The sequence below is a fragment of the Pseudomonas sp. GM80 genome (genome assembly GCF_000282515.1).
In the GTDB taxonomy this organism is placed as follows: Bacteria; Pseudomonadota; Gammaproteobacteria; order Pseudomonadales; family Pseudomonadaceae; genus Aquipseudomonas.
Window position 1 is genome coordinate 1 of record NZ_AKJD01000085.1, and the last position, 25253, is coordinate 25253.

The following is a 25253-nucleotide window of genomic DNA, read 5'->3' on the forward strand; positions in this document are numbered from 1 at the left end:
GCGGAGCGTGGGAACGATCAAATCAAAGGCCGAGCAGGGACAGCATGATGAACGTCGCAAACAGCACAAAGTGCGTCATGCCTTCGATGGCATTGGTTTCGCCGTCATTGAGGTTGATCGCGCTGACGATCAACGTCAGGAAAATCATCACCGTCTGCACCGGCGTCATCGCCATCTGAAACGGCTGGCCGGTATACAGCGCCATCGCTTCCATCACCGGCACCGTCAGAATCACCGTCGACAGCGACGCGCCCATCGCAATGTTCACCACCGACTGCATGCGGTTGGCCAACGCTGCGCGCAACGCGGTCAAAATCTCCGGCGCGGCTGAAATGGCCGCCACCAGAATCGCCGTGATCACCGGCGGCGCGCCCGTGCCTTCCAGACCCAGATCGAGGGTCTTCGACATCACTTCGGCCAGTGCGCCGATCACCACAATGCCAAACACCAGAATGCCGATCGACAGGCCGATGCTCGGTGCTTTCACCTGCGCGTCCTGTGGTTCTTTCTTGCGGCGTTTATCCGGATAGCTGTAGCTGAAAAAGTAACTGTGCGGGCCGACCTGCATGCGCAGAAACAGCGCGTAAAGCACCACCATCGCACCGATGGTGAACGCCGAATAAATCTTCCAGTTGGCCTCAGGAATAAACTCCGGAACCACCATCGACACGCCCATGGCGGTGAGGATCATCACGCTGTAGCTGCGCGCCGAATCGTCGTTGTAGGACTGTTCGCCGTGTTTGATCCCGCCCATCAGCGCGGCGAGGCCGAGGATGCCGTTGATGTCGAGCATCACCGCCGAATAGATCGTGTCGCGCACCAGTGTGGGCGACGCTTCGTTGCTCATCATGATCGCCAGAATCACCACTTCGACCAGCACGGCCGCGAGTGTGAGGATCATCGTGCCGTAAGGGTCGCCGACCTTTTCCGCGAGCAATTCGGCGTGATGGGCGACGCGCATCGAGGCGGCGACGATGAAGGCGATCAGTACCAGGCCGGCAGTCAGCGCGACGATCTGGCCGCTGTGCAGCATCCAGTGTTCCAACGGATAGGCGACGCACGCAGCGATGACGGCCAGTAGCAGAAAACTTTCTTGCTTGAGGATGGTGAGCATAACGGGCCTTTTTGCCGAAGAGTGCGAATGAGCTACTGACTGCGGGGCGGCGCTAACGTTTCGTTACACCTTAGCGCACCAAGCAATGGCGTGAACTCGCGAACTTGCACTGCGTTGGTTCTGGCGCTGAAAAGATCGCAGCCTTCGGCAGCTCCTACAGGTTGCGCATTCCCATGCAGGAGCTGCCGAAGGCTGCGATCTTTTTTGTTTGTTGTCCTGTTGGTCAGCAATTTGCATTGGCCCTGACCACACACAACAAAATGGAGTTCGAATTCATGCAAATACGTCCGCTGCACAAACTGCTGTGCGCCGCCCTCGGTCTGGGGATCAGCCTGAGTGCCAGCGCTGCCGATCCGCTCAAGGTCGGTTTCGTCTACATCGGCCCGATCGGTGACCACGGCTGGACGTATCAGCATGAGCAGGGGCGCAAGGCACTCGCCGAGAAGTTCGGCAATCAGATCACCACTAACTATGTGGAAAACGTCGCCGAAGGCGCCGACGCCGAGCGGGTGATCCGCAACATGGCCAAGGACAATTACGACCTGATCTTCACCACCTCTTTCGGCTACATGAACCCGACGCTGAAAGTCGCCAAGCAGTTTCCCAAGGTGACCTTCGAACACGCCACCGGCTACAAACAGGACAAGAACCTCGGCACCTATCTGGCGCGCACCTACGAAGGTCGCTACGTCGGCGGCTTCCTCGCGGCCAAAATGACCAAGACCAAGAAAATCGGCTACGTCGCCTCGTTCCCGATCCCCGAGGTGATCCGCGACATCAACTCGATTCAGTTGGCCTTGAACAAATACAACCCGGGCACCGAGATCAAAGTGGTGTGGGTCAACTCCTGGTTCGATCCGGGCAAGGAAGCGGATGCGGCCAACGCGTTGATCGATCAGGGCGTCGACGTGGTGTTCCAGCACACCGACAGCCCGGCGCCGATTCAGGCCGCAGAACGTCGTGGCGTGTACGCGGTGGGTTATGCCTCGGACATGGCGCACTTTGGGCCGAAAGCAGTGCTGACCTCGATCGTCAACGACTGGGCGCCGCACTATATTCAGGCGACGCAGAGCGTGATCGATCACACCTGGAAATCGCAGGATTACTGGGGCGGGTTGAAGGAAGGTACGGTTGAACTGCCGATCAGCGATCTGGTGCCAGCGCCGGTGAAAGCCGAGGCCGAGCAGATTATTGCTGACATCAAGAGCGGTGCGTTCCAGCCGTTTACCGGGCCGATCAAGGATCAGGCCGGGGTCGAGAAAATCCCAGCGGGCGTGAGTGCGACGAATGCGGAACTGGCGTCGATGAACTACTACGTTGAAGGCATGAAGGCCGAGATGCCGAAGTAACCCACCTGACCCAGATCGTTCCCACGCTCTGCGTGGGAATGCCGCCCGGGACGCTCCGCGTCCCTGCCAAAAGCGGACGCAGAGCGTCCATTGAGGCATTCCCACGCGGAGCGTGGGAACGATCTCCCGTACTTTTCAAGGATTGTGTATGGATCAGCTTCCGATCATCGACATCAGCCCGCTCTATTCCGACGACGAAAACGCCTGGCCTGCCGTGGCTGAACAAATTGACCTGGCCTGCCGCGAATGGGGTTTTTTCTACATAAAGGGTCATCCGATTTCAGCGCAGCGCATCGCCGCCGTGCTCGATCACACCCAACGCTTCTTCGCCCTGCCCGCCGCAGAAAAACTCAAGATCGACATCACCCAGACCCGCCACCATCGCGGTTACGGCGCCATCGCCACCGAGCAACTCGACCCGAGCAAACCCAGCGACCTCAAAGAAACCTTCGACATGGGCCTGCACCTGCCGGCCGAGCATCCCGATGTACTCGCGGAAAAACCGCTGCGCGGGCCGAACCGTCATCCAGCGCAAGCGGGATGGGCAGACTTGATGGAGCAGCACTACCTCGACATGCAAGCCCTCGCACAAACCCTGCTGCGCGCTATGACCCTCGCCCTCGACATCGAACGCGATTTCTTCGACAGCCGCTTCGTTGATCCGGTCAGCGTGCTGCGCATGATCCATTACCCCCCGCGCCACACCGCCAGCTCCGCCGAGCAGCAAGGCGCCGGTGCGCACACCGATTACGGCTGCATCACCCTGCTCTATCAGGACAGCGCCGGCGGCCTGCAAGTGAAAAACGTCAAAGGCGAATGGATCGACGCGCCACCGATCGACGGCACTTTCGTGGTCAACCTCGGCGACATGATGGCGCGCTGGAGCAATGATCGTTATCGCTCGACCCCGCACCGGGTGATCAGCCCGCTGGGCGTGGATCGCTATTCGATGCCGTTCTTCGCCGAGCCGCACCCGGACACGCGCATCGAATGCCTGCCCGGTTGTCAGGACGCACAGCATCCAGCGAAATATCCGACGACCACTTGTGCCGAATTCCTGCTGTCGCGCTTCGCCGATACCTACGCTTATCGCCGTGAGCAGGAAGCCGTTTGATGGATCGCTTGGTCAGGTTTTGCCAATTGTTTCGGCGAGCATCTGTAGAATGCCGCCATTGCACCTGATGAGAAAAGAATATGTACGACTGGCTCAACGCCTTGCCCAAGGCTGAACTGCACCTGCACCTGGAAGGCTCGCTGGAGCCCGAGCTGCTGTTCGCCCTGGCCGAACGCAACAAGATCGCGCTGCCGTGGAATGACGTGGAAACCCTGCGCAAGGCTTACGCCTTCAACAACCTGCAGGAATTCCTCGACCTGTATTACCAGGGCGCCGATGTACTGCGCACCTCGCAGGATTTCTACGACCTGACCTGGGCGTACCTGCTGCGCTGCAAAGCACAGAACGTGATTCACACCGAACCGTTCTTCGACCCACAGACCCACACCGACCGGGGCATCCCGTTTGAAGTGGTGCTCAATGGCATCGCCGCGGCACTGAAGGATGGCGAGCAGCAACTGGGTATCACCAGCGGTTTGATCCTCAGCTTCCTGCGCCACTTGAGCGAAGAAGAAGCGGAGAAAACCCTTGATCAGGCGCTGCCGTTCCGTGACGCGTTTGTTGCTGTCGGCCTCGACAGTTCCGAAATGGGCCACCCGCCGAGCAAGTTCCAGCGCGTGTTCGATCGTGCCCGTCACGAAGGCTTCCTGACCGTTGCCCACGCTGGCGAAGAAGGCCCGCCCGAGTACATCTGGGAAGCCATCGACCTGCTGAAAATCCAGCGCATCGACCATGGCGTACGCGCCATCGAAGACGAGCGCCTGATGCAGCGGATCATCGACGAGCAGATCCCGCTGACCGTGTGCCCGTTGTCGAACACCAAACTCTGCGTGTTCGATCACATGTCGCAGCACAACATTCTCGACATGCTCGAGCGTGGCGTGAAGGTCACGGTGAACTCCGATGACCCGGCGTATTTCGGTGGTTACGTGACCGAGAACTTCTACGCGCTGCATGAGCATTTGGGCATGACTCAGGATCAGGCCAAGCGCCTGGCGCAAAACAGCCTCGATGCGCGCCTGGTAAAACCCTAAAAGCAAAAGATCGCAGCCTTCGGCAGCTCCTACAGGTGTACACATAACCCTGTAGGAGCTGCCGCAGGCTGCGATCTTTTCAGACGACCTCGGTCAGTTCCTCCAGGGTTTTACCCCGCGTCTCCATCCCGAACAACCACACCACCCCCGCCGCAATCGCGAAGCACGCCGCGCCCAGCGCAAACACCCCGCCCTGCCCGGTAATCGGGAACACCAACCCGGTCACCAACGGCCCGAGCAGCGAGCCCACGCGGCCAATCGCCGAGGCAAACCCCGAGCCCGTCGCGCGCGCCGAAGTCGGATACAACTCCGGCGTGTAGGTATAGAGCACGGCCCACATGCCGAACAGGAAAAACTGCATCAACAACCCGGTGCTGATCAGCAGCGCCACGTTGCCGCCGAACACCGCGCTCTGCCCATACAGAAACGCCATCACCCCGCCGCCGAGCAAGGTGACGATGCACACCGGTTTACGCCCCCAGCGCTCGACCAGCCACGCCGCCATCAAAAATCCGGGAATCCCGCCCAGCGAAATCAGCACCGTGTAATACACCGACTGCGTCACGGCAAAACCCGACTGTTGCAGCAGCGCACTCAGCCACGACGTCAGCCCATAAAACCCCAGCAGGGCGAAAAACCACAGGCTCCAGATCATCGTCGTGCGCTGGCGATATTGCGGCGACCAGATCTGCTTGAGCGCCGAAAAGAAGTTGCCCGGCGGCGTCACGGTGCGCGGCAAGCGAATCGGTTCTGGCAGCGCCACACCACCCAGCGAGGATCGCACCCGCGCTTCGATGCCGTTCAACACCTTGTCCGCCGCTTCATCATGCCCAGCCTGTTCCAGCCAGCGCGGCGACTCGGGAATGAAAAAACGGATCGCCAACACAAACACCGCCGGTATCGCCAACACCAAAAAGATGTCGCGCCAGCCAATCAGCGGCAGCAGGAAGTACGAGAGCACGCCCGCCGCGACAAACCCCAACGGCCAGAAGCCGTCCATCAACGCGATGTAGCGCCCGCGCCGCTGCGCCGGAATCAGCTCGGAGAGCATCGACTGTGCAATGGGGAACTCCATGCCCATGCCGATCCCCAACAGGATGCGGAACAGCGTCAGTGCCTCGACCGTTTGCGCCGTCGAGCACAGGTAACTGGCCACGCCCCACAACACGATGCTCCACTGAAACACCGGTTTACGCCCGAAGCGGTCGGCGAGCATGCCGGACAGCGACGCGCCCAGCACCATGCCGAAAAAACTCGAACTGGCGAGCAGCCCGGCCTGCGCGCTGCTCAGACCGAACTCGGCCTTAATCGAGCCGAGCAGGAACGTCATCATCGCCAGGTCCATCGAATCGAAGAAAAATGCCAAGGCAATGATGATGAAAATGATCCGGTGATAACCGCTGATCGGCAGGCGTTCCAGCCGCTCTGCCGCACTGAAGCTTCGAGTATCCATGCCGCCTCTCCCCCATCCGAAAAGTCCCCGGATCGAGTGTGCGCGATAGCGTTCAGGCGCTCGTGCTGGATGCGACCTGTTCGCAGTCGTGGGCGACGCGACGATTGCTCTACAACGCCATTTCCAGCTCGGTCTCCTTGGCGAATCGATGGATTTCGCGCTGCCCGGTGGCGGTCAATTGCAGCGCACGGGAATCGTGAGGCAAGGTCAGCCAGCCGGACTGCATGAACAACTGCAACAACGCCGCACCAAGCGTGCCGCCCATGTGCGGGCGTCTTTCGCTCCAGTCCGGACAGGCGCAAGCCACTTGCACATTGCGGTGGGCCAGCGCCTGGATAAACACACCACGCTTGGCCAGTTGCGTCGAGCCCTTGAGCGTGACCACGACCCGTTGCTCGATCTGTTCGATCCAGCCAGCATCGAGCAGGCGCTGGTACAGATCGGCGGCCAGCGTGCCGCCCAAATGGTCATCGCAGAAACGTGCGCGCAACAATGACGACGGTGCTGCCGGCGCCCTGGCAATGGGTGTGGAACGCTTGAACACGGCGGGGATGTCGCGCGGTGCACTGGCAATGGTAGCGCTGGCCAACGCCTCTATCGCTGCCCCGACCTCGGGAGCCGAGAGCCGGAAAAACCGCTTGCGACCGCGCATTTCGACTTTCAACAGGCCCCCCGTGGCCAGCCGCGTCAGGTGAGCGCTGGCGGATGACGGCGACAGCCCCGCCAGCAACGCCAGTTCCTCGGTTTGCCGGGCCGAGCCGTCCATCAACGCCCACATCATCGCGCTGCGCTTGGGGTCAGCCAGCAACGTGGCGATCTGGCTGATGCAAGGTGCATGTTCCATATATTCACTCCCTGTTGAATCGTATCGTCTACTGCTCGCGGACATCTTGACCAGTAATGAGTCGTCGGCCAAGACGCGAAATACGCCATGAACCGGGGCCACGCAGGCCACTGACGCAACCTGCTGCGGCGCTCGATCGCGGCAGTTGCGCGCCCGTCAATCAAACCCGGGCGACTGGGCACAAAGGTCTGCAGGCCCGGGTGTCAGTGCGGGCATGAGGCGGTCGCTAGTATAAGCGTGTTACCTGCCGCGTCCCGCGCCGGGGCCTGCGCAGGTGGTGATTGTTGCTGAGTGAAATTTCTCTATTTACCTGCGACTAATGATCAACTTTCGAGAAAGCGGGAAATTGACTACTCAATTCAGCGCATCGGCTGGCGAGCATTTCCCTCAAAAGGTTCACCGGCTTACTCAATTGAGCGCGATGGGCGCACAACAAATTCAGCGGTGCGCGCTCACACAACAGTTCGGGCAGCAGCACTTTCAGGCGACCGGCGAGGACATCGGCGCCCACGTCGAGCCAGGACTTGTAGGCGATCCCGGCCCCGGCCACCGCCCAGAGACGCACCACGTCGGCATCGTCACTGAAGCGGTCGCCACTGACGGTCAGGCCGACTTCGCGCTTGCCGTCATGGAAACTCCAATGGTCATGCACGCGGCTGCCGAGCATGTACAGCAGGCAATTATGTTGAGCCAGTTGTTCGAGTTGGCGCGGTTCACCGTGACGGGCCAGGTATGCCGGGGAGGCGCACAGCACGCGACGGTTATGCGGGGCGATGGGTAATGCAACCAGGCTGGAATCTTCCGGCTCGCCATAACGCAAGGCGATGTCCACCGGCTGGCGAAACAGGTCGGCGATGCGGTCACCGAGTAACAGCCGCACGGTCAGTTTTGGATGCTCGCGCTGAAATTCATCGAGCCACGGCAATAGCAGGTTGCGACCGAAGTCCGACGGCGCCGACAACTGCAAGACTCCGCTGACCTGATCCTGCCCGCTGGCCAGCAGACGCCGGCCTTCATCAAGGTTACTCAGGGCCGCCCGGGCATATTCGAGAAAACCTTCGCCCTCGGCGGTCAGGCGCAAGCTACGCGTCGAACGCGCCAGCAAACGCGCGCCGAGTTGCTGCTCGATGCGCTTCAACGCCGCGCTGGCCACGGCGGCGGACATGTCCATCACCCGCGCTGCCGCCGACAGACTGCCCAGATCCGCCGCCCGGACAAACAACTGCAAGTCATCGAAACGCAGCATTCCCAGCCTCGATTATCAAAAAAATATTGAAAGAGACTGCTCTTTTAGCCGGTTTTATCTTGCAGAGAAATAGCCAATCATCTGCCCATCGAATTCATCCCGCGTCTCTGGAGCCGAGCATGTCCCAGCCATTCACCGCCATCGCCACCCTGATCGCCAAACCCGGCCAACAGGATCTTCTCGAACAGGGCCTGCGCGCACTGGTTGCACCGAGCCGCGCCGAAGACGGTTGCAGCCAGTACGACCTGCACCGCGATCTCGCCGACCCGCAGATTTTCTATGTGATCGAACACTGGGCCAGTGAAGAAATTCTCCAGGCGCACAACGCCAGCGCGCACTTCCTGCACTTCCAGGCCACTGCCGGCCAGACCATCGAACACTTCGAGCTCAAGCGCCTCGGCGCGATTGCCTGATTCCTTCTTCCATTACCTGTACGGAGCCACTCATGAAAGCCATTGCCTATTACGCATCTCTGCCAATTACCGACGACAACGCCCTGCAAGACATCGAACTGCCAGAACCGGTCGCCGGCCCGCGCGACCTGCTGGTAGAAGTCAAAGCCATCTCGGTCAACCCGGTCGACACCAAAGTGCGGCAGAACGTGGCGCCGGAAAACGGCGTGGCGAAAGTGCTGGGCTGGGACGTCGCCGGTGTGGTCAAAGCCGTCGGCAGTGAAGTGACGCTGTTCAAGGCCGGTGACAAAGTCTTCTACGCCGGCTCCATTGCCCGCGCTGGCGGCAACAGCGAGCTGCACACGGTTGATGAGCGCATCGTCGGCCATATGCCGAAATCCCTCGGTTTTGCTGAAGCTGCTGCACTGCCGCTGACCGCGATCACCGCGTGGGAGTTGTTGTTCGAGCGCCTGCAAATCCGCGAGGGCAAGAGCGATGAAGGCCAGAGCCTGTTGATCGTTGGCGCGGCCGGGGGTGTGGGTTCGATTCTCACGCAATTGGCCAAGCAGTTGACCGGGCTGAAGGTGATTGGCACCGCTTCCCGCGAGCAGACCCGCGATTGGGTCAAAGCGCTGGGCGCCGACTTGGTGATCGATCACAGCCAACCGCTGAGCGAAGAGCTGAAACGCGCCGGGATCGACAACGTCACTCACGTCGCCAGCCTGACCCAGACCGAGCAGCATCTGGATCAACTGGTCGAGGCGCTGGCGCCGCAGGGCAAACTGGCGTTGATCGACGATCCGAAGTCGCTCGATATCACCAAGCTCAAGCGCAAGAGCCTGTCGCTGCACTGGGAGTTCATGTACACGCGCTCGCTGTTTGAGACGCCGGACATGATCGAGCAGCACAAGCTGCTCAATCGTGTGGCTGAGCTGATTGATGCCGGGACGTTGAAGACCACGGTGGGTGAGCACTTCGGTATGATCAATGCGGCCAATCTGCGTCGGGCGCATGAGTTGCTGGAAAGCGGTAAGGCCAAGGGGAAAATTGTTTTAGAAAGTTTCTAAGAGCAAAAGATCGCAGCCTTCGGCAGCTCCTACAGTGGCTGGCGGGGGCTGCGCGCCCCCTTTTGCCGTCAGTCAGATGGCTGACCCTTGTCACAATTGCGATCGTATTCAGGACTACAATCGAAGCCTCTGCGATACATCTTTTACGCAAGGGAGGTCAGCAATGAAGATCCTGATAAAAGAAGTGGCAAAGTCTCAATGGCAGGTTCGACTGGACCAACACGCCGTGACATTCCGCAGTGAAGCCGAAGCACTGGCCTTCACCCGCACCCTCGAAGCGCGACTTTGCGCGCCCCATCAGATTCCCGACCGCAGCCAGCAGCGCGCTGCCGGCTGAGGTTTTTTAGGCCTCGGCCTGCGCTTGCGCCAGCGCCCGGGCATTTTGCAGGCGCCGGGTGAGCAACGCGACGCACACCACCAGCAAACCGCAAACGCTGATGACGATGGCCATCGGCACGGCGGTGCCATCGTGCAACACGCCGACCAGCGCCGAAGCCCCGGCGGCGACGCTGAATTGCATGCAGCCGAGCAATGCCGAGGCGCTGCCCGCGCGCGCGCCTTGGCCATTCATCGCGCAGGCGGCCGCATTCGGGCTGATGCAACCCAGGCTGGACACGCAGATAAACAAAGGAATCAGCAGCGGCCACAGGGATGCGGTGTGCAACGCGCTGACCGCCAGCAAGGTCAGCCCCGCCGCCAGATAAACCCACACCGCCCGCGACAGCAGAAACGCCGGACCGCGCTTGGCCAACAGCCGCGCATTGATCTGCGCCACCAAAATGAAACCCGCCGCGTTGGTGCCGAAGAGCCAGCCGAAGTGCTCAGCCGGCACGCCATACAGCTTGATAAAGATGAACGGTGAGCCGGCGATATAGGCAAACATGCCGGCGATGGCGATGCCGCCGGTCAGGGCATGGCCGAGATAGACGCGATCACTCAGCAGGCGCGCGTACTGGCGAAAAGCACCGGACAACGGTTGGCGAGGCATGCTCGCTGGCATGCTTTCCGGCAGACCGAGCGCGACCGCGAGGCCGGCCAGGGCGCTGAAACCGGTCAGCACCAGGAAAATCGACTGCCAACCGGTGGTGTTGACCAGCAGACCGCCGAGCATCGGCGCCAGAATCGGTGCCAGACCCATCACCAGCATCAGCTGCGAAAAAACCTTTGCAGAGCCAACGGCGTCGCATTTGTCGCTGACCACGGCGCGGGAAATCACCATGCCCGCGCAACCGCCCAACGCTTGCACGAAACGCGCACCAATCAGCCATTCCAGGTTCGGTGCATAGGCGCAGGCCAGGGATGCCAGGGTGAACAGTGCGAGACCGACCAGCAGCGGAATCCGCCGTCCAAAGCGATCCGCCACCGGGCCATACGCCAGTTGACCAATCGACAGGCCGGCAAAATACGCCGCCAGGGTCATCTGCACATGTTTCTCATCCGTGCCGAAGGCCAGTGCCATCGCGGGAAATGCAGGCAAATAGAAGTCGATGGCCAAGGGCCCGAAGGCGGTCAAGGCACCGAGAATCAGAATGGTACGGAAGTTCATCAGGCATCCAGGTAGGCAAGTCGGCAGCCCGACAGTCTAGCTGCGGCTGGACGCCTTGAACATTCCGATAGCTCGCTAACTATAAAAACAGCGAAAGATCGCAGCCTTCGGCAGCTCCTACATGAATGCGTCTCCTGTAGGAGCTGCCGAAGGCTGCGATCTTTTGCTTCTAGGCGAGTTTGACGGCGTAGCCCTCGACGCTGATAACCTCAATCACCTGCTCGGCACTCAGCGCACTTTCAACGCCAACCTCTTTCGCCGCCAGATCGACCCGCACGCTGGCTGCCGGATCCTTGGCCTGCACCGCGTTGGTGATGGCTTTGACGCAGTGACCGCAGGACATGCCTTGAACGTTGAACACTTGCATAGAATGACTCCTTTGAGTGAGGTTGCCGGCAGTGTCGAGCTTGCCACGATGGCAAGGTCAAGTTCTTGAATAAACTGCCGGGCTGGCAATCGGCGCCGCGCTCGGCCAAGCTGCGTGCATCAATGACTCGAATTCAGGAGATTCAGCCATGCGCTGGTCAGTTTTCAGCCTGTTTGGCTTCCTCAGCCTTTTTGCCGCCCTCCCCCAAGCGCAAGCCGCCGGCGAGGATTACGCGGTGCTGATCATTTCCCGCGAGCGCCTGGAAGTGTCGACCTCCTGCGAGATCGGCGTGTACATCCAGGATCAGCTCTCGGCGCGACTGCTGCAGGAGCAAAGCATTTCCTTCAACCTGCCGCCGGGCACGGTGTCGCTGCGTTTGAAGTTGCTGCCGGGCCAGGTCGCCGGTTGCAATCCGGGCATGCTCGCGCCAGGTTCGCAGGAGATCAAACTGCATGCCGGTGACGTGTTGAAGTATCGGTTGGCGATGAATTCCGAAGGCGTCTATCTGAAACGCGCCGATCTCGAATACTAAGAAAATCCAGATTGTGTGCAGGCCTATGTGGCGAGGGGATTTATCCCCGTTGGGCTGCGAAGCGGCCCCGTTCTTTTCAGCTAGACCGATAGCGACTGCTGCGCAGCCGAACGGGGATAAATCCCCTCGCCACAATGAATTTCACCTGAAAATGTCTGCGCATTGAAGGTAGAAGATTGGCGCTTGACCTTGCCCGCATGGCAAGGTTGATCCTTGTAGGCATCTACTACAGGGAGTACGACCGATGTCCGATTCCATCACGTTCGATCTGCCGATTGCCGGCATGACCTGCGCCAGTTGCGCCGGGCGCGTCGAACGCGCCTTGAGCAAAGTCAGCGGCGCCAGTGCCGTCAGCGTCAATCTCGCCACTGAGCAGGCCCGAGTGCAGGCGCCCGGCGACAGCCTTGCGGCCTTGATGGAAGCGGTCGAACGCGCCGGTTACAGCGTCCCGCAGCAAACTATCGAACTGAACATCGAAGGCATGACCTGCGCTTCCTGCGTCGGTCGCGTCGAGCGGGCCCTGAACAAAGTCCCCGGCGTGAAAGGCGTCAGCGTCAACTTGGCCAACGAACGTGCGCACCTCGAATTGCTCGGTCACGTCGACTCACAGACGCTGCTCGACGCCGTCAGCAAGGCCGGTTACTCCGCCAGCGTCTGGCAAGCCGAACACCCGCAAACCGATAACCAACAGCAGAAGCTGAAGCACGAACGCTGGGCGCTGATCTGCGCGATCGCCCTGGCCTTGCCGCTGGTGGCGCCGATGTTGCTGCAACCGTTCGGCATTCACTGGATGCTGCCAGCGTGGGCGCAATTCGTCCTCGCCACGCCGGTGCAATTTATCTTCGGTGCACGGTTTTACGTGGCTGCGTGGAAAGCCGTACGGGCCGGTGCCGGCAACATGGATTTGCTCGTCGCCCTCGGCACCAGCGCCGGTTATGGCTTGAGCCTTTATGAATGGGCCACCGCCGCCGGGCGCATGCCGCATCTGTATTTCGAAGCGTCGGCGGTGGTCATTGCCTTGGTACTGCTCGGCAAATACCTTGAGAGCCGCGCCAAACGCCAGACCGCCAGCGCCATCCGCGCCCTCGAAGCCTTGCGGCCGGAACGGGCGATTCAAGTGATCGACGGCCGCGAACAGGACGTCGCCATCAGCGCCCTGCGTCTCGACGATCTGGTGCTGGTCAAACCCGGTGAACGTTTCCCGGTCGATGGCGAAGTCATCGAAGGCCAGAGCCACGCCGACGAAGCGCTGATCAGCGGCGAGAGTCTGCCGGTGCCGAAACAACCGGGCGACAAAGTCACCGGCGGCGCAATCAACGGTGAAGGTCGCCTGCTGGTACGCACTCAGGCGCTCGGCGCCGAAACCGTATTGGCGCGGATCATTCGTCTGGTCGAGGACGCCCAGGCAGCGAAAGCGCCGATCCAGAAACTGGTGGATAAAGTCAGTCAGATTTTCGTGCCGACCGTGTTGCTGATTGCTTTGGCCACGTTGATTGGCTGGTGGCTGTACGGCGCGCCGCTGGAAACCGCACTGATCAATGCGGTTGCGGTTCTGGTTATCGCTTGCCCTTGCGCGCTCGGCCTCGCCACCCCGACGGCGATCATGGCCGGCACCGGCGTCGCCGCGCGCCACGGCATTCTGATCAAGGACGCCGAAGCCCTGGAACGTGCCCATGAAGTCAGCAGCGTGGTGTTCGACAAGACCGGCACGCTGACCTCCGGCACGCCGCGCATCGCCCACCTCAGTGCGGTGGATGGCGACGAAAATACCCTGCTGACGCTGGCTGGCGCGCTGCAACGCGGTAGCGAGCACCCACTGGCCAAAGCCGTGCTGGATGCGGCGGCAGAACGCAATCTGCCGGTGCCCGATGTCAGCGACAGCCAGTCACTGACCGGTCGCGGCATCGCTGGTAATCTCGATGGCCGACGTCTGGCGCTGGGCAATCGGCGGATGCTCGAAGAAAGTGGTTTGAGCGCCGGCAACCTGAGCGAGTCCGCTCAAGCCTGGGAAGCCGAAGGCCGCACGCTGTCGTGGTTGATCGAGCAAAGCCCCGAACCGAAAGTGCTCGGTTTGTTCGCTTTCGGCGATACCCTGAAACCCGGCGCCCTGCAAGCGGTGCAACAACTCGCCGCGCGAGATATCCACAGCCATTTGCTGACCGGCGACAACCGTGGCAGCGCTCGTGTGGTCGCCGAAGCCTTGGGCATCCGCAATGTCCACGCCGAAGTGCTGCCCGCCGACAAAGCCGCGACCGTCGCCGAGCTGAAAAAAACCGGCGTGGTGGCGATGGTGGGTGACGGCATCAACGACGCCCCGGCCCTCGCCGCTGCCGACATCGGCATCGCCATGGGCGGCGGCACCGATGTCGCCATGCACGCAGCGGGTATCACCCTCATGCGCGGCGATCCACGGCTGGTGCCGGCGGCGCTGGAGATCAGCCGCAAGACTTACGCGAAGATCCGTCAGAACCTGTTCTGGGCCTTCGTCTATAACCTGATCGGCATTCCGCTGGCGGCGTTCGGCTTCCTCAACCCGGTGCTGGCCGGGGCGGCGATGGCGCTGTCGAGCGTCAGCGTGGTGAGCAATGCGCTACTGTTGAAAACCTGGAAACCCAAGGATCTGGAGGAGCACCGATGAACATCGGTCAAGCGGCCAACCACAGTGGCCTGAGCGCGAAAATGATCCGCTATTACGAGTCGATCGGTTTGCTCAAAGCGGCCCATCGCACCGACAGCGGCTATCGCGTCTACGGCGACGATGACCTGCACACCCTCGCCTTCATCAAGCGTTCGCGTGACCTCGGCTTTTCTCTGGAAGAGGTCGGCAAACTGCTGACCCTCTGGCAGGATCGCCAACGCGCCAGCGCCGATGTGAAGGCGCTGGCGCGTCAGCACATCGACGAGTTGAACCAGAAAATCCGCGAACTCGGCGAGTTGCGCGACACCCTGCAAGACCTGGTCGAACACTGCAACGGCGACCATCGCCCGGACTGCCCGATCCTCAAGGAACTGGCGTCGGGCTGCTGCGCGCAACCCGCTCGCGCTTGAAGGCGAGCATTTTCACCGTGAGCAAGGTGCACAGCGGAATGCCGTGGAACAACAGGACCACGGCACCCGGCGCCCACCACGCGTAAAACGGTGCAGCGATCAACATGCCGATGCCGAATCCGGTCATTTGCAGCAGGGTTAAAAAGCTGAAAATCGGCAATCGCAAATGCTCCGGCTCACGTTGCAGGCGCGACATCAGGCCGACTTCGGAAAAGCCGTCACCCAACCCCGCCGGCAGCGAGAACAACAGCAATCCGTAGAGGCTGTGTTGCTGGAACATCAGGATAAAGCCGCAGGACATCAGCGCCACACCGAAGAAAAACCGCCGTTCAAGGTTGATGTTGTCCGAGCCTTTCAGGCGGCTGGCGATCCGCGCGCCGAGCAATTTTCCGCTGGCCCACACGGCGAGCATCAGGCCCAGCGTGGTGCTCGCCGAATCAGGTGTGAGCAGTTTAGAGAGGATCGGGAAACCGACGTTGTGCGCCGCGCTGCCTAAGGTGTCGGCCATCGTTACCGCGAGCATCGCGGCCACCACTGGCGTCGCGCGCAGGCCTTGCTTGAGGGCTGACCATTCACCGCGTGCAGATTCTTCATGGACGGTCGGAGCATCGAAGCGCAGCGGCACAATCAACAGCGCCGCCAGCACATAGGTCAGCGCATTCAGTGCAAACACCGTTTCAAAACCAAACGCTGCGACCAGCAAGCCCGAGACCAGACTGCCACCGACCATCGCTGCCGAAGAGGCCGAGGTGATCCAGGCGTTGGCCTTGAGCAATTGATCGGCGGGGATCAAGCGCGGTAATTGGCTGTTCAGGCCAATGGCGAACATCGAGTTGCCAAAACCCAGGCCGAAGGCGATCACCGGCAGCAACAGCCCTTGTTGACTGACCGGGGTGATCAGCAGCAAACCGAGCAGGCAGGCGCGCAACAGATCGAACGCAATCAACGGCAGCCGGCCATTCCAGCGGCGGTAGAACCGCGTACCGATCAGGCTGGCAACAATCCCCCCGCCGACGCGACTGGCGAGGAAAATGCCGACGCTCATGGCACTGTTGCTGAGCAAATAGACGTAAGTCGCCAGCGCGACCATATTGAGGAATGCGCCGAAATCGGAGATCAACCGGGCCGTAATAATCAGGTGTGTGTTGCGTAAGGTACTCACATACGATCCTTGTAGGAGCTGCCGCAGGCTGCGATCTTTTGATCGTGTTTCTGATCGATCGCCAGGATCAAAAGATCGCAGCCTTCGGCAGCTCCTACAAGGGATTAGTGGTGTTCTGAAGACAAAAAACCCGGCCGAGGCCGGGTTTTTGTTTATGCGGTTACTGCATCCACGGGGGTGGAGGCGGTTCCTCGGACTTGCCTTTTGGCTCGTCGTCCGCCGCACGGATTGCCTGCTTGCGCTCTTCGTCGAGCCGCGCCGCTTCGATCTCGCGGATAACGCCGCCGACATCCGCCAGCTCTTCCGGCTCGTCGAACTCGCCGGTCAGCACACTGTTCGGGTGCAAGGTGCCGGCTTCGTACAGCGCCCACATTTCTTTCGCGTACTTGGTCTTCTTCAACTCCGGCACAAAGCGACCGAAATACGAAGCCATGTTGCCAACGTCACGCTCAAGCATGCTGAACGCGTGGTTGTTGCCGGCAGCGTCGACCGCTTGTGGCAGGTCGATGATCACCGGGCCGGTCGGTGTCAGCAGCACGTTGAACTCCGAGAGGTCACCGTGCACCAGACCGGTACACAACATCAGCACGATCTGCGAAATCAGGAACGCGTGATACTCACGGGCCTGATCCGGCTCCAGTACCACGTCGTTGAGACGCGGCGCTGCATCGCCGTATTCGTCGGCCACCAGTTCCATCAGCAGCACGCCTTCGAGGAAGTCGAACGGCTTGGGCACGCGCACACCGGCGCCAGCCAGACGGAACAGCGCCGCCACTTCGGCGTTCTGCCAGGCGTCTTCGGTCTCTTTGCGACCGAATTTCGAGCCCTTGGCCATCGCGCGCGCCTGACGGCTGTTACGCACCTTGCGGCCTTCCTGATACTCGGCTGCCTGGCGGAAACTACGTTTGTTTGCCTCCTTGTAGACCTTGGCGCAACGTAACTCGTTGCCGCAGCGCACCACATAAACAGCTGCTTCTTTACCACTCATGAGTGGTCGCAGCACCTCGTCAACCAGACCGTCTTCGATCAGCGGTTCAATGCGTTTTGGAGTCTTCATCAGCTTTTATTGTGGGTCCTTTATTACCAAACACGCGAATGTCACTCGTTATACGGCAATCCTCGCATCTCGGGGAAGGGTTGCCGACCTGTGAACCTGTGAATGCACACACTGTGCCGAAAAACCGACCGCAGCGAATCATAGCCGAGCCGGCCTTGATTGTTGTTATCGGCCGTCGAGGGCATTTGCGACAGAATCTGACATCCGCCGGTACGCGTCCTCAGGCACAGACCTACAAACCTGTGGGAGCTGGCTTGCCAGCGATGGCTGTGGCAGCGTCAATACAGAGATCGAATCTGATGGCCTCATCGCGGGCAAGCCCGCTCCCACAGGTCCGATTCATCTTTCGATAATGGCGGTGACGCCTTGGCCGCCAGCCGCACAAATCGAAATCAGGCCTCGGCCCTTGCCGGCTGCATCGAGCAGTTTGGCCAGGTTGGCGACGATGCGTCCACCGGTCGCGGCGAAGGGATGGCCCGCCGCCAGAGAACTGCCCTTCACGTTGAGGCGGCTGCGGTCGATCGAGCCTAGCGGAGCGTCAAGGCCCAAGCGGCTTTTGCAGTATTCAGGATCTTCCCAGGCTTTCAACGTACACAGCACCTGCGCGGCGAACGCCTCATGAATTTCGTAGTAATCGAAATCCTGCAAGGTCAGCCCGTTGCGGGCCAACAAGCGCGGCACCGCGTACACCGGCGCCATCAGCAGGCCTTCGGCGCCGTTGACGAAATCCACCGCCGCCGCCTCGCCATCGCGCAAATACGCAAGGATCGGCAAGCCGCGCTCCTTGGCCCATTCCTCACTGCCGAGCAGCACCACTGAAGCACCGTCGGTGAGCGGCGTGGAGTTGCCCGCCGTGAGCGTGCCCTTGGCGCTTTTTTCGAACGCTGGCTTGAGCGAAGCGAGCTTTTCCAGGGTCAGGTCAGGGCGCAGATTGTTGTCGCGGGTCAGGCCGAGGAACGGAGTCATCAGGTCGTTGTGCCAGCCTTCGCTGTAGGACGCAGCGAGTTTTTGATGACTGTCGAGGGCCAGTTGATCCTGCTCTTCACGCGGGATGTTCCAGGTTTGCGCCATCAGCTCGCAATGCTGGCCCATCGACAGGCCGGTACGCGGCTCGCCGTTGCGCGGGAATTCCGGGATCAGGTGTTTCGGGCGCAGTTGCAGGAAGGTTTTCAGTTTGTCGCCGGTGGTCTTCGCGCGGTTGGCTTGCAGGAGGATTTTGCGCAGGCCTTCACTGACGCTGATCGGCGCGTCCGAGGTGGTGTCGACGCCGCCGGCAATGCCGCAATCGATCTGCCCGAGGGCGATTTTGTTGGCCACCAGCAGGGCCGCTTCAAGCCCCGTGCCGCAAGCCTGTTGAATGTCATAGGCCGGGGTGGCCGGCGACAGCCGCGAGCCAAGTACGCATTCACGGGTCAGGTTCATATCTCGTGACAATTTCAGCACCGCGCCTGCCACCACTTCGCCGATGCGCTGGCCGTGCAAGTTGTAGCGTTCGATCAGTCCCTCAAGGGCGGCGGTGAGCATCACCTGATTGCTGGCCGTAGCGTACGGGCCGTTGGAGCGGGCGAAAGGAATACGGTTACCGCCAATGATCGCGACGCGGCGCAGCTGTCTCATGAATGACTCCTTTTCAAATTTCACATAGAACCCTGTGGGAGCTGGCTTGCCAGCGATGGGGCCAGCACCTCCAATATCTTCAGTGGCTGACACTCCGCCATCGCGGGCAAGCCCGCTCCCACAGGGACGGTGGTCTACTCTGCTGTTCTAGCGTAGGCCTTATTGCGTGGATCGAACGATTGATTGCCGTCGGTAGTCCACACTTTGAACCCCAACTTCTGGAGAGCGTTCCATGTCTGACCGCTATATCGACTTCGCCAACTCGTCCATCGGCCATCGCCTGGTCGGGGCACTGGGCCTGCCGTCGCCGGTGCGACTGGAGCGCTGGCAGGCCGGACGCCTGCGGCCGGTGGAAGGCGCGCTGCTGATTGGCGGGGGGCCGCTGGCCGAACGCGTCAGTGCCTTCGCCAACCGTTTGACCGAGAGCATCTACCGCTATGGCGAGCAGCCCGCGAGCGCCACCGAATGGATTCCCGGCCACGGTCCGAAACTCAAGGCCGTGGTGTTCGACGCCAGCGAGTTGCAGCACACCGACCAGCTCAAACAGTTGCGTGAATTCTTTCAGCCGTTGATGAAAAACCTTGAGCACAGCGCGCATTTGGTGATTCTCGGCCGCGCTCCGGAAACCCTCGACGATCCGTTTGCGTCCAGCGCACAACGAGCGCTGGAAGGCTTCTCGCGGTCGCTGGCCAAGGAATTGCGCAGCGGCGGCACACTGCAATTGATCTACGTCGGTGACGGTGCCGAGGATCAACTCGAAGGCCCGCTGCGCTTCTTCCTCTCGCCGAAAAGTGCGTTCGTCTCCGGACAGGTGCTTCGCCTGACCGCCTGCGCGACGCCGGTGACCGACTGGACGCGGCCACTGGCCGGGCGCAAGGCGCTGGTCACCGGCGCAGCGCGGGGCATCGGCGCGTCCATCGCCGAAACCCTGGCCCGCGACGGCGCCGAGGTGATCCTGCTCGACGTGCCGCCGGCGAAAACCGATCTCGACGCCCTCGCCGCACGGCTTGGCGGACGCAGCATCACCCTCGACATCTGCGCCGAAGACGCGGGCGCCCAACTGATCGAACAGTTGCCCGACGGCCTCGACATTCTGGTGCACAACGCCGGGATCACCCGCGACAAGACCCTGGCCAACATGACTCCGGAATTCTGGGATGCAGTGCTGGCCGTCAACCTCAACGCCCCGCAAGTGTTGACCAAAGCCCTGCTCGACAGCGGCACGTTGCGCGACAACGCGCGGGTGATCCTGCTCGCCTCGATCAGTGGCATCGCCGGTAACCGTGGGCAAACCAATTACGCTGCGAGCAAGGCTGGCTTGATCGGCCTGGCCCAGGCGTGGGCGCCGACACTGCTGCCACGCGGCATCAGCATCAACGCCGTGGCGCCGGGTTTCATCGAAACGCAGATGACCGCACACATCCCCTTCGGCCTGCGCGAAGCCGGGCGACGCATGAGTTCGCTGGGCCAGGGCGGCTTGCCGCAAGACGTCGCCGAAGCTGTCGCATGGCTGGCGCAACCGGGCACCGGCGCGTTCACCGGGCAGGCGTTGCGGGTCTGTGGGCAAAGTGTTCTGGGGGCGTAAGCATGAGCATCGAATGGCACACGCTGGACCGTGAACCGAGTCTGCCCGGGCTGTACGCGCGGGCCGCGACACGGCGCAAAATAACCGGCACGCAACTGCCCGACAGCGGCTTGCGCTGTTGGGTCGACGTCGACGGCAAGCGCTTGGCGGACTATCGCAAAGTCTGTGGCTTTGCCGACGATGGCCTGCTGCCGCCGACGTATCCACACATCCTCGCCTTCGCCCTGCAAATGCAATTACTCACGGCGAAGGACTTCCCCTTTCCGCTGCTGGGGCTGATTCACCTGAGCAACCGCATTCGCGTGTTGCGGCCGATGGGCGCGATCAGTCGAGCGCAGGTCAGCGTGCGCGTGCATAACCTGCAACCGCACCCCAAAGGTGCGACGTTTGATCTGCTGACCACGCTGGACGATCAACTCGGGCCGTTGTGGGAGGCCGAAAGCCAGATGCTTTGTCGCGGCGTCAAGCTTGAGGGCGAGGCCGTCGAGCAGGCCTGGGAACCTGCGCAGTCGCTGGTGGAAGTGGCGCACTGGAAAGCCCCGGCGGACATCGGCCGGCAGTACGCCAAGGTTTCCGGCGACTACAACCCGATCCACCTCAGTGCGGCGAGCGCCAAACTGTTTGGCTTTCCGACGGCGATTGCCCATGGCTTGTGGAACAAGGCCCGAACACTCGCGGCGCTGGCCGATCATTTGCCCAAGGCCAACGTCGAGATAACGGTGCACTTTCGCAAACCGGTGCGTTTGCCGAGTGAAGTGACATTGCTCGCGAGCGCTGCGGGTTCCAGTGGCGAACTGCGTCTGGTCGGCGCGAAAGATCTTGAACACATGGTCGGCCAATGGCAGCCGATTGCCTGATCCCTCCACTCAGCTCTTTGTGGCGAGGGAGCTTGTGCCCTCGCCACAGGTTTACCTTAGCCATCGGAAGAGTGATGCGGCTGACCTGTTAATTGTGTGTATATCACTTAAGTTTTTCCCCACCCTGCCCCGACCGATGGAAAACACCCAGCCTTGATTCTCAAGGCTTTTTTTTGCGCGTTTATACCTTGGGTATTAGTCCTTAGGCGTTGCACTGCGCCTTATATATAAAGGCGTTAATACCAACTTGAGAATGGTGGGATTCGCACCATCGGCTGAGATTGCAGCAACGGGCGAGGCATTGCCGGCGACAGATCGGCAGGCCATCGAAGGCAACGAACGTTGCGACAGGTGCAAGGAATCTCAATCATGAAAACTCAAGACGTGTGGTGCAAATCAGCAATCGCGCTGGCATTGATTCTCTCCCTCGGCCTTACCGGTTGCAGCAGCGGCGGTGGCGGCCATCACAGCAGCTCCGGCAGTTCTGCGCCGTCCAGCGATACTGCGGGCACAGGTGGAACCGGTGGTACTGGCGGCACCGGTGATACCGCAGGCACCGGCGGAACCGGTGGTACTGGCGGCACTGGCGGCACTGGCGGCACCAACCCAACTGATCCGACCAATCCAACCAACCCGACGGATCCTACCGATCCGACCAACCCAACCAATCCAACCCCGACACCGCTGGTGACCACCACGCTGGTGCAGGATGTCGGCACCACGGTTGCCGGCGTCGGCGATGGCGTTGGCCAGATCGGCGACTCCCTGAGCACCGTTCCGGTGGTCGGTGGCGTGGTGCAAAGCGCCGCCAACACTGCTGGCAACGTGGTCACCACCCTGGGTGACGGCGTGGCCAACGGCATCGGCAAACTGGCGACCGATCCTAAAGGCCTGACCACTACGGTTGCATCGGTTGGCGGAGTGGTCACCGATGTCGGCAACGGCGTGTCCGATCTCAGCGGCAAACTGGCGACGGCGACCGGCAGTGTTCCCGTGGTCGGTGGCGTGGTCACCAAAGTGGCGCCGCTGCTCGACGGCGTCGGCGAAAAAGTCACCATGCTTGGCAATACCCTCGACACCACCCTGACCAATGGCCCGACCAGCCAACTGACCAACAAACTCGGCGGCAGTCTGGTGCCGGTCATTGCGATGGTCGAAAGCACCACCGACAAACTCGGCAGCGCAACCGGTCTGGGCGATCCGCTCAAAGGTGTGATTCAGAAAGTCGGCGATACCGTCAACGGCGTGGGTGACAAAGTGACTGACGCTGGCAACGGCAATGCCCTGACCAACACCCTCGGCGGAGCACTGAGCAATGCCGGTACTGCGGTCGGCAAGGCTGGAGGTCTGGTATCCAACGGCACTGGTTCCGGCTCTGGCGGCGGAGTTGGCGGAGGCCTCGGTGGTGGCCTCGGCGGCACCGGTCTGCTGCAAACTGTCGGTGGTGCAGTGGTCAACGTCGGCGCAGGCCTGAATGCCGGCAACACCAACGGCGTGGTCAGCGCCGGCGGCGTCAGCGCTGTCGGTCTGGGTAATACCGTCGCTTCGCTGAACACTGTGCTGGGCGGCTCGGGCTCACCGATCACCGCTACGACTTCACCACTGGCCACCGTGGGCGCCACTTTGGGCACAGCGCTGAACCCGGTTACCAGCGGCGTCACCAACGTGACCCAACAATTGGGCGCCGCCACCGGTATCGGCTCGCCAGTCGCCGGTCTCACCAGCCAGGTTGGCGGTGCGGTGGGCAACCTCGGTGGCGCGATTGCCGCCACCAACAATCCGGTTACTACCGCCGTCGGTGGGCTGGTAACCAACGTCGGCAGCACAGTCACCGCGGTCGGCGGGCTGGTCAACGGCGGTGCCAGCGGGGGCACCACCGGTGGCGGTCTGGGTGGTGTGCTCGGTGGTCTAACCGGCGCCCTTGGTGGCAACAAACGCTAAATTGCACCTGGCCGATTCGACGGCCTCACCTACAGCGCCTACGCTTGGTTGAGGGCGGAAGATTCCCACGAGTCTTCCGCTTTTTTCTTAGGAAAAAACAGCCCCGAGCTGCGACCTGACCATGGAGTGTCCTATGCGCGTTATGGCGTCCCTGCTGTTCCTCAGCCTCAGTTCCGCTGCCCTCGCCGACACCCTGCCCAGCTTTCTCAACAGCAACGAAACCATCCGCAACCTGCCCGTGCCCAACTTGCCGGCCGACGCCTATCGCCCCAGCGCCGCCCCGGTGCAAGTACCGGATGCCGGTGCGACCGCGGCGCAGCCGTTGATGATGAGCACCAAAATCAGCCTCAAGACCGTGCAAATCGAAGGCGGCACGATCTACCCACTGAACGAGCTGGCCGACAATTACAAACCGCTGATTGGCCACGAAACCAGCCTCGCCGACCTGATCGAAGCCACGCGCAACATCACCCGGCGCTATCAGCAGGACGGCTACCTGCTCTCCTACGCGTTTCTGCCACAGCAGAATTTTGATGACGGCGTAGCTCGCGTGGTGCTGGTGGAAGGCTATGTCCGCGATATCCAGATCCAGGGTGACATCGGCCGGGTCAAAGGCCTGCTCGACAAACTGGCGGCGAAAATGCAGGCCGAGCGGCCGCTGACGCGCAAGACGTTCGAGCGCTACACCACGCTGATGACGCGCATCCCCGGGGTGACCGTTCAGGCCCAAGTGCCACCACCGGGCACCACCGACGGCGCGACGACCCTGGTGGCCGAAGCCAGCCGTAAGCCGTTTACCAGCACGCTGAGCACCACTGAAGACAACCGCAACGGCACGCAGGCGCTGCTCGGTATCAGCAGCAATTCGCAGACGTCGATGGGCGAGCAGTTGTCCCTCAGCGGACTGTTTCCGCCGGGCGACGACAAAGAACATTACTACCGTCTGGACTACAACCAGTTCCTCAACGACGAAGGCGCGCAACTGGCGTTGTCGGCTTCCCGTTATCGCGCCGACCCCGGCACCAACGTGCTGCTCAACAATGGCCTGGAGCTCAAACCACATCGCGAGAACGACCGCTATTCGATCGGCTTCACCCTGCCATTGATTGCCGCCTCCAACGAACTGCTCACCGCCGGTTCGCGGCTGTATGCGGTCAACGACAAGACCCGTTACAACGTCATCGGCTACCCGCTGAGCGTCGAAGAGCGCACCGACATCCGCGCCCTCGCCTTCGAAAGCGACTGGCGCAAAGCCGACGCCCGGCAACTGCGGATTTTGAGTGGCGGCGTGTATCAGGGCCTGGACAGCATGGGCGCAAAAACCAACAACAGCGCCATTGATCTGGACTTCTTCCGCGTGCGCCTGTCCGGGGTACAGAGCGACAAGTTCTTCGACAACTGGCAGGGCGTGTTATCGGCGGCGCTGTACTGGAGCGACGACAGCTTGCCCGACAGCGAGCGCGCGGTGTTCGGCGGGCAGAATTTCGGTCGCGGTTACCCGGATGATCAGGCGTCCGGCGACAAGGGTTGGGGCGTGGCGTACGAGGTCAACTACAGCTTCAACCGCGACGGTAACTGGGTGAGGATTCTGCAGCCGTATGTTGTGCTGGACCGTTCGCGCAGCTGGTTCAATGAACTGCCGGTACAAGCCAACAGCCTGTCGTCGGCAGCGATCGGTCTGCGCTTTGGCGATGCCAAGTACTACAACATCGCCCTGGAAGCGGCGAAAGCCATGTCCGACGAAGCGCTCGACACCTTCAACCGCCGGCCGCGTTACAGCATCAGCTTCAGCTACCAACTCTAAAACACACCACTGTAGGAGCTGCCGCAGGCTGCGATCTTTTGATGTTGTTTTTTTACAAAGCCAGATCAAAAGATCGCAGCCTGCGGCAGTTCCTACAGGGGTGGCTCAGGTTTGTGGGTCAAGC

22 protein-coding genes are annotated in these 25253 nt (G+C 61.3%); 13 read left to right on the plus strand and 9 right to left on the minus strand.

Annotation, left to right across the window (positions count from 1 at the left end; genetic code table 11):
• Positions 1 to 22 precede the first annotated feature (22 nt).
• Entirely contained in the window at positions 23 to 1114 is a 1092-nt protein-coding gene (locus PMI37_RS14900) for a calcium:proton antiporter (RefSeq protein WP_008082140.1), read from the minus strand.
• Between the two features lie 275 nt (positions 1115 to 1389).
• Between PMI37_RS14900 and PMI37_RS14905 the strand changes: the two genes are divergently transcribed.
• From PMI37_RS14905 to PMI37_RS14915, 3 genes are all read left to right on the plus strand, one after another.
• Positions 1390 to 2463: a BMP family ABC transporter substrate-binding protein gene (locus tag PMI37_RS14905; RefSeq protein ID WP_008082143.1), complete on the plus strand. Its 1074-nt coding sequence runs from the start codon at positions 1390 to 1392 to the stop codon at positions 2461 to 2463.
• 148 nt (positions 2464 to 2611) lie between these two features.
• On the plus strand, positions 2612 to 3577 hold the full coding sequence (locus tag PMI37_RS14910) for a 2-oxoglutarate and iron-dependent oxygenase domain-containing protein (RefSeq protein WP_008082145.1): 966 nt from the start codon (positions 2612 to 2614) through the stop codon (positions 3575 to 3577).
• 80 nt (positions 3578 to 3657) lie between these two features.
• A complete protein-coding gene (locus PMI37_RS14915; RefSeq protein ID WP_008082147.1) occupies positions 3658 to 4611 on the plus strand; it encodes an adenosine deaminase in 954 nt (317 codons plus the stop codon).
• A gap of 79 nt (positions 4612 to 4690) precedes the next feature.
• On the opposite strand, the gene PMI37_RS14920 is transcribed toward PMI37_RS14915, so the two are convergent.
• From PMI37_RS14920 to PMI37_RS14930, 3 genes are all read right to left on the minus strand, one after another.
• Entirely contained in the window at positions 4691 to 6064 is a 1374-nt protein-coding gene (locus tag PMI37_RS14920) for an MFS transporter (RefSeq protein WP_008082154.1), read from the minus strand.
• Positions 6065 to 6173: 109 nt separating this feature from the next.
• Entirely contained in the window at positions 6174 to 6908 is a 735-nt protein-coding gene (locus PMI37_RS14925) for an ArsR/SmtB family transcription factor (protein ID WP_008082156.1), read from the minus strand.
• A gap of 316 nt (positions 6909 to 7224) precedes the next feature.
• The gene (locus PMI37_RS14930) at positions 7225 to 8154 is read right to left on the minus strand and encodes a LysR family transcriptional regulator (protein WP_008082157.1); all 930 of its coding nucleotides are present in this window, start codon (positions 8152 to 8154) and stop codon (positions 7225 to 7227) included.
• 119 nt (positions 8155 to 8273) lie between these two features.
• On the opposite strand from PMI37_RS14930, the gene PMI37_RS14935 reads away from it, so the two are divergent.
• From PMI37_RS14935 to PMI37_RS32040, 3 genes are all read left to right on the plus strand, one after another.
• The gene (locus tag PMI37_RS14935; protein WP_008082158.1) at positions 8274 to 8567 is read left to right on the plus strand and encodes a putative quinol monooxygenase; all 294 of its coding nucleotides are present in this window, start codon (positions 8274 to 8276) and stop codon (positions 8565 to 8567) included.
• 32 nt (positions 8568 to 8599) lie between these two features.
• The gene (locus PMI37_RS14940) at positions 8600 to 9613 is read left to right on the plus strand and encodes a zinc-binding alcohol dehydrogenase family protein (RefSeq protein WP_008082159.1); all 1014 of its coding nucleotides are present in this window, start codon (positions 8600 to 8602) and stop codon (positions 9611 to 9613) included.
• A gap of 163 nt (positions 9614 to 9776) precedes the next feature.
• Positions 9777 to 9950: a hypothetical protein gene (locus PMI37_RS32040; RefSeq protein ID WP_007914687.1), complete on the plus strand. Its 174-nt coding sequence runs from the start codon at positions 9777 to 9779 to the stop codon at positions 9948 to 9950.
• 6 nt (positions 9951 to 9956) lie between these two features.
• On the opposite strand, the gene PMI37_RS14945 is transcribed toward PMI37_RS32040, so the two are convergent.
• Together PMI37_RS14945 and PMI37_RS14950 are read right to left on the minus strand one after the other, a co-directional pair.
• Positions 9957 to 11159: a multidrug effflux MFS transporter gene (locus PMI37_RS14945; RefSeq protein ID WP_008082160.1), complete on the minus strand. Its 1203-nt coding sequence runs from the start codon at positions 11157 to 11159 to the stop codon at positions 9957 to 9959.
• Positions 11160 to 11328: 169 nt separating this feature from the next.
• Complete coding sequence (locus PMI37_RS14950) at positions 11329 to 11526, minus strand: cation transporter (protein ID WP_008082165.1); 198 nt, start codon at positions 11524 to 11526, stop codon at positions 11329 to 11331.
• A gap of 148 nt (positions 11527 to 11674) precedes the next feature.
• On the opposite strand from PMI37_RS14950, the gene PMI37_RS14955 reads away from it, so the two are divergent.
• The 3 genes from PMI37_RS14955 (at position 11675) to cueR (ending at position 15106) form a co-directional block, all read left to right on the plus strand.
• Complete coding sequence (locus tag PMI37_RS14955) at positions 11675 to 12058, plus strand: hypothetical protein (RefSeq protein WP_008082166.1); 384 nt, start codon at positions 11675 to 11677, stop codon at positions 12056 to 12058.
• Between the two features lie 244 nt (positions 12059 to 12302).
• Positions 12303 to 14696 carry a copper resistance metal-translocating P1-type ATPase CueA gene (cueA, locus tag PMI37_RS14960; RefSeq protein ID WP_008082168.1) on the plus strand — a complete coding sequence of 798 codons (2394 nt, stop codon included), beginning with the start codon at positions 12303 to 12305 and terminating at the stop codon, positions 14694 to 14696.
• Entirely contained in the window at positions 14693 to 15106 is a 414-nt protein-coding gene (gene cueR / locus PMI37_RS14965) for a Cu(I)-responsive transcriptional regulator (protein WP_008082169.1), read from the plus strand. The genes cueA and cueR overlap by 4 nt, the downstream gene beginning before the upstream one ends.
• Here the strand turns inward: cueR and PMI37_RS14970 are convergent.
• The 3 genes from PMI37_RS14970 to PMI37_RS14980 form a co-directional block, all read right to left on the minus strand.
• On the minus strand, positions 15060 to 16268 hold the full coding sequence (locus PMI37_RS14970) for an MFS transporter (protein ID WP_008082170.1): 1209 nt from the start codon (positions 16266 to 16268) through the stop codon (positions 15060 to 15062). The genes cueR and PMI37_RS14970 overlap by 47 nt on opposite strands.
• 160 nt (positions 16269 to 16428) lie before the next feature.
• Complete coding sequence (locus PMI37_RS14975; RefSeq protein ID WP_008082171.1) at positions 16429 to 17325, minus strand: PA4780 family RIO1-like protein kinase; 897 nt, start codon at positions 17323 to 17325, stop codon at positions 16429 to 16431.
• A 339-nt stretch (positions 17326 to 17664) separates the two neighbouring features.
• Positions 17665 to 18942 (minus strand): acetyl-CoA C-acetyltransferase, encoded by a 1278-nt coding sequence (locus PMI37_RS14980; RefSeq protein WP_008082173.1) that lies wholly within the window; start codon positions 18940 to 18942, stop codon positions 17665 to 17667.
• A 232-nt stretch (positions 18943 to 19174) separates the two neighbouring features.
• Here PMI37_RS14980 and PMI37_RS14985 point away from each other — a divergent pair, with 232 nt between their 5' ends.
• From PMI37_RS14985 to PMI37_RS15000, 4 genes are all read left to right on the plus strand, one after another.
• Positions 19175 to 20527, plus strand: coding sequence for a 3-oxoacyl-ACP reductase (locus PMI37_RS14985; RefSeq protein WP_008082175.1), 1353 nt, complete (start codon positions 19175 to 19177; stop codon positions 20525 to 20527).
• Between the two features lie 2 nt (positions 20528 to 20529).
• Entirely contained in the window at positions 20530 to 21384 is an 855-nt protein-coding gene (locus PMI37_RS14990) for a MaoC family dehydratase (protein WP_008082177.1), read from the plus strand.
• 369 nt (positions 21385 to 21753) lie between these two features.
• Positions 21754 to 23325, plus strand: coding sequence for a collagen-like triple helix repeat-containing protein (locus PMI37_RS14995; RefSeq protein ID WP_008082179.1), 1572 nt, complete (start codon positions 21754 to 21756; stop codon positions 23323 to 23325).
• A 133-nt stretch (positions 23326 to 23458) separates the two neighbouring features.
• Complete coding sequence (locus tag PMI37_RS15000) at positions 23459 to 25129, plus strand: ShlB/FhaC/HecB family hemolysin secretion/activation protein (protein WP_008082182.1); 1671 nt, start codon at positions 23459 to 23461, stop codon at positions 25127 to 25129.
• The last annotated feature ends 124 nt before the right edge of the window (positions 25130 to 25253 follow it).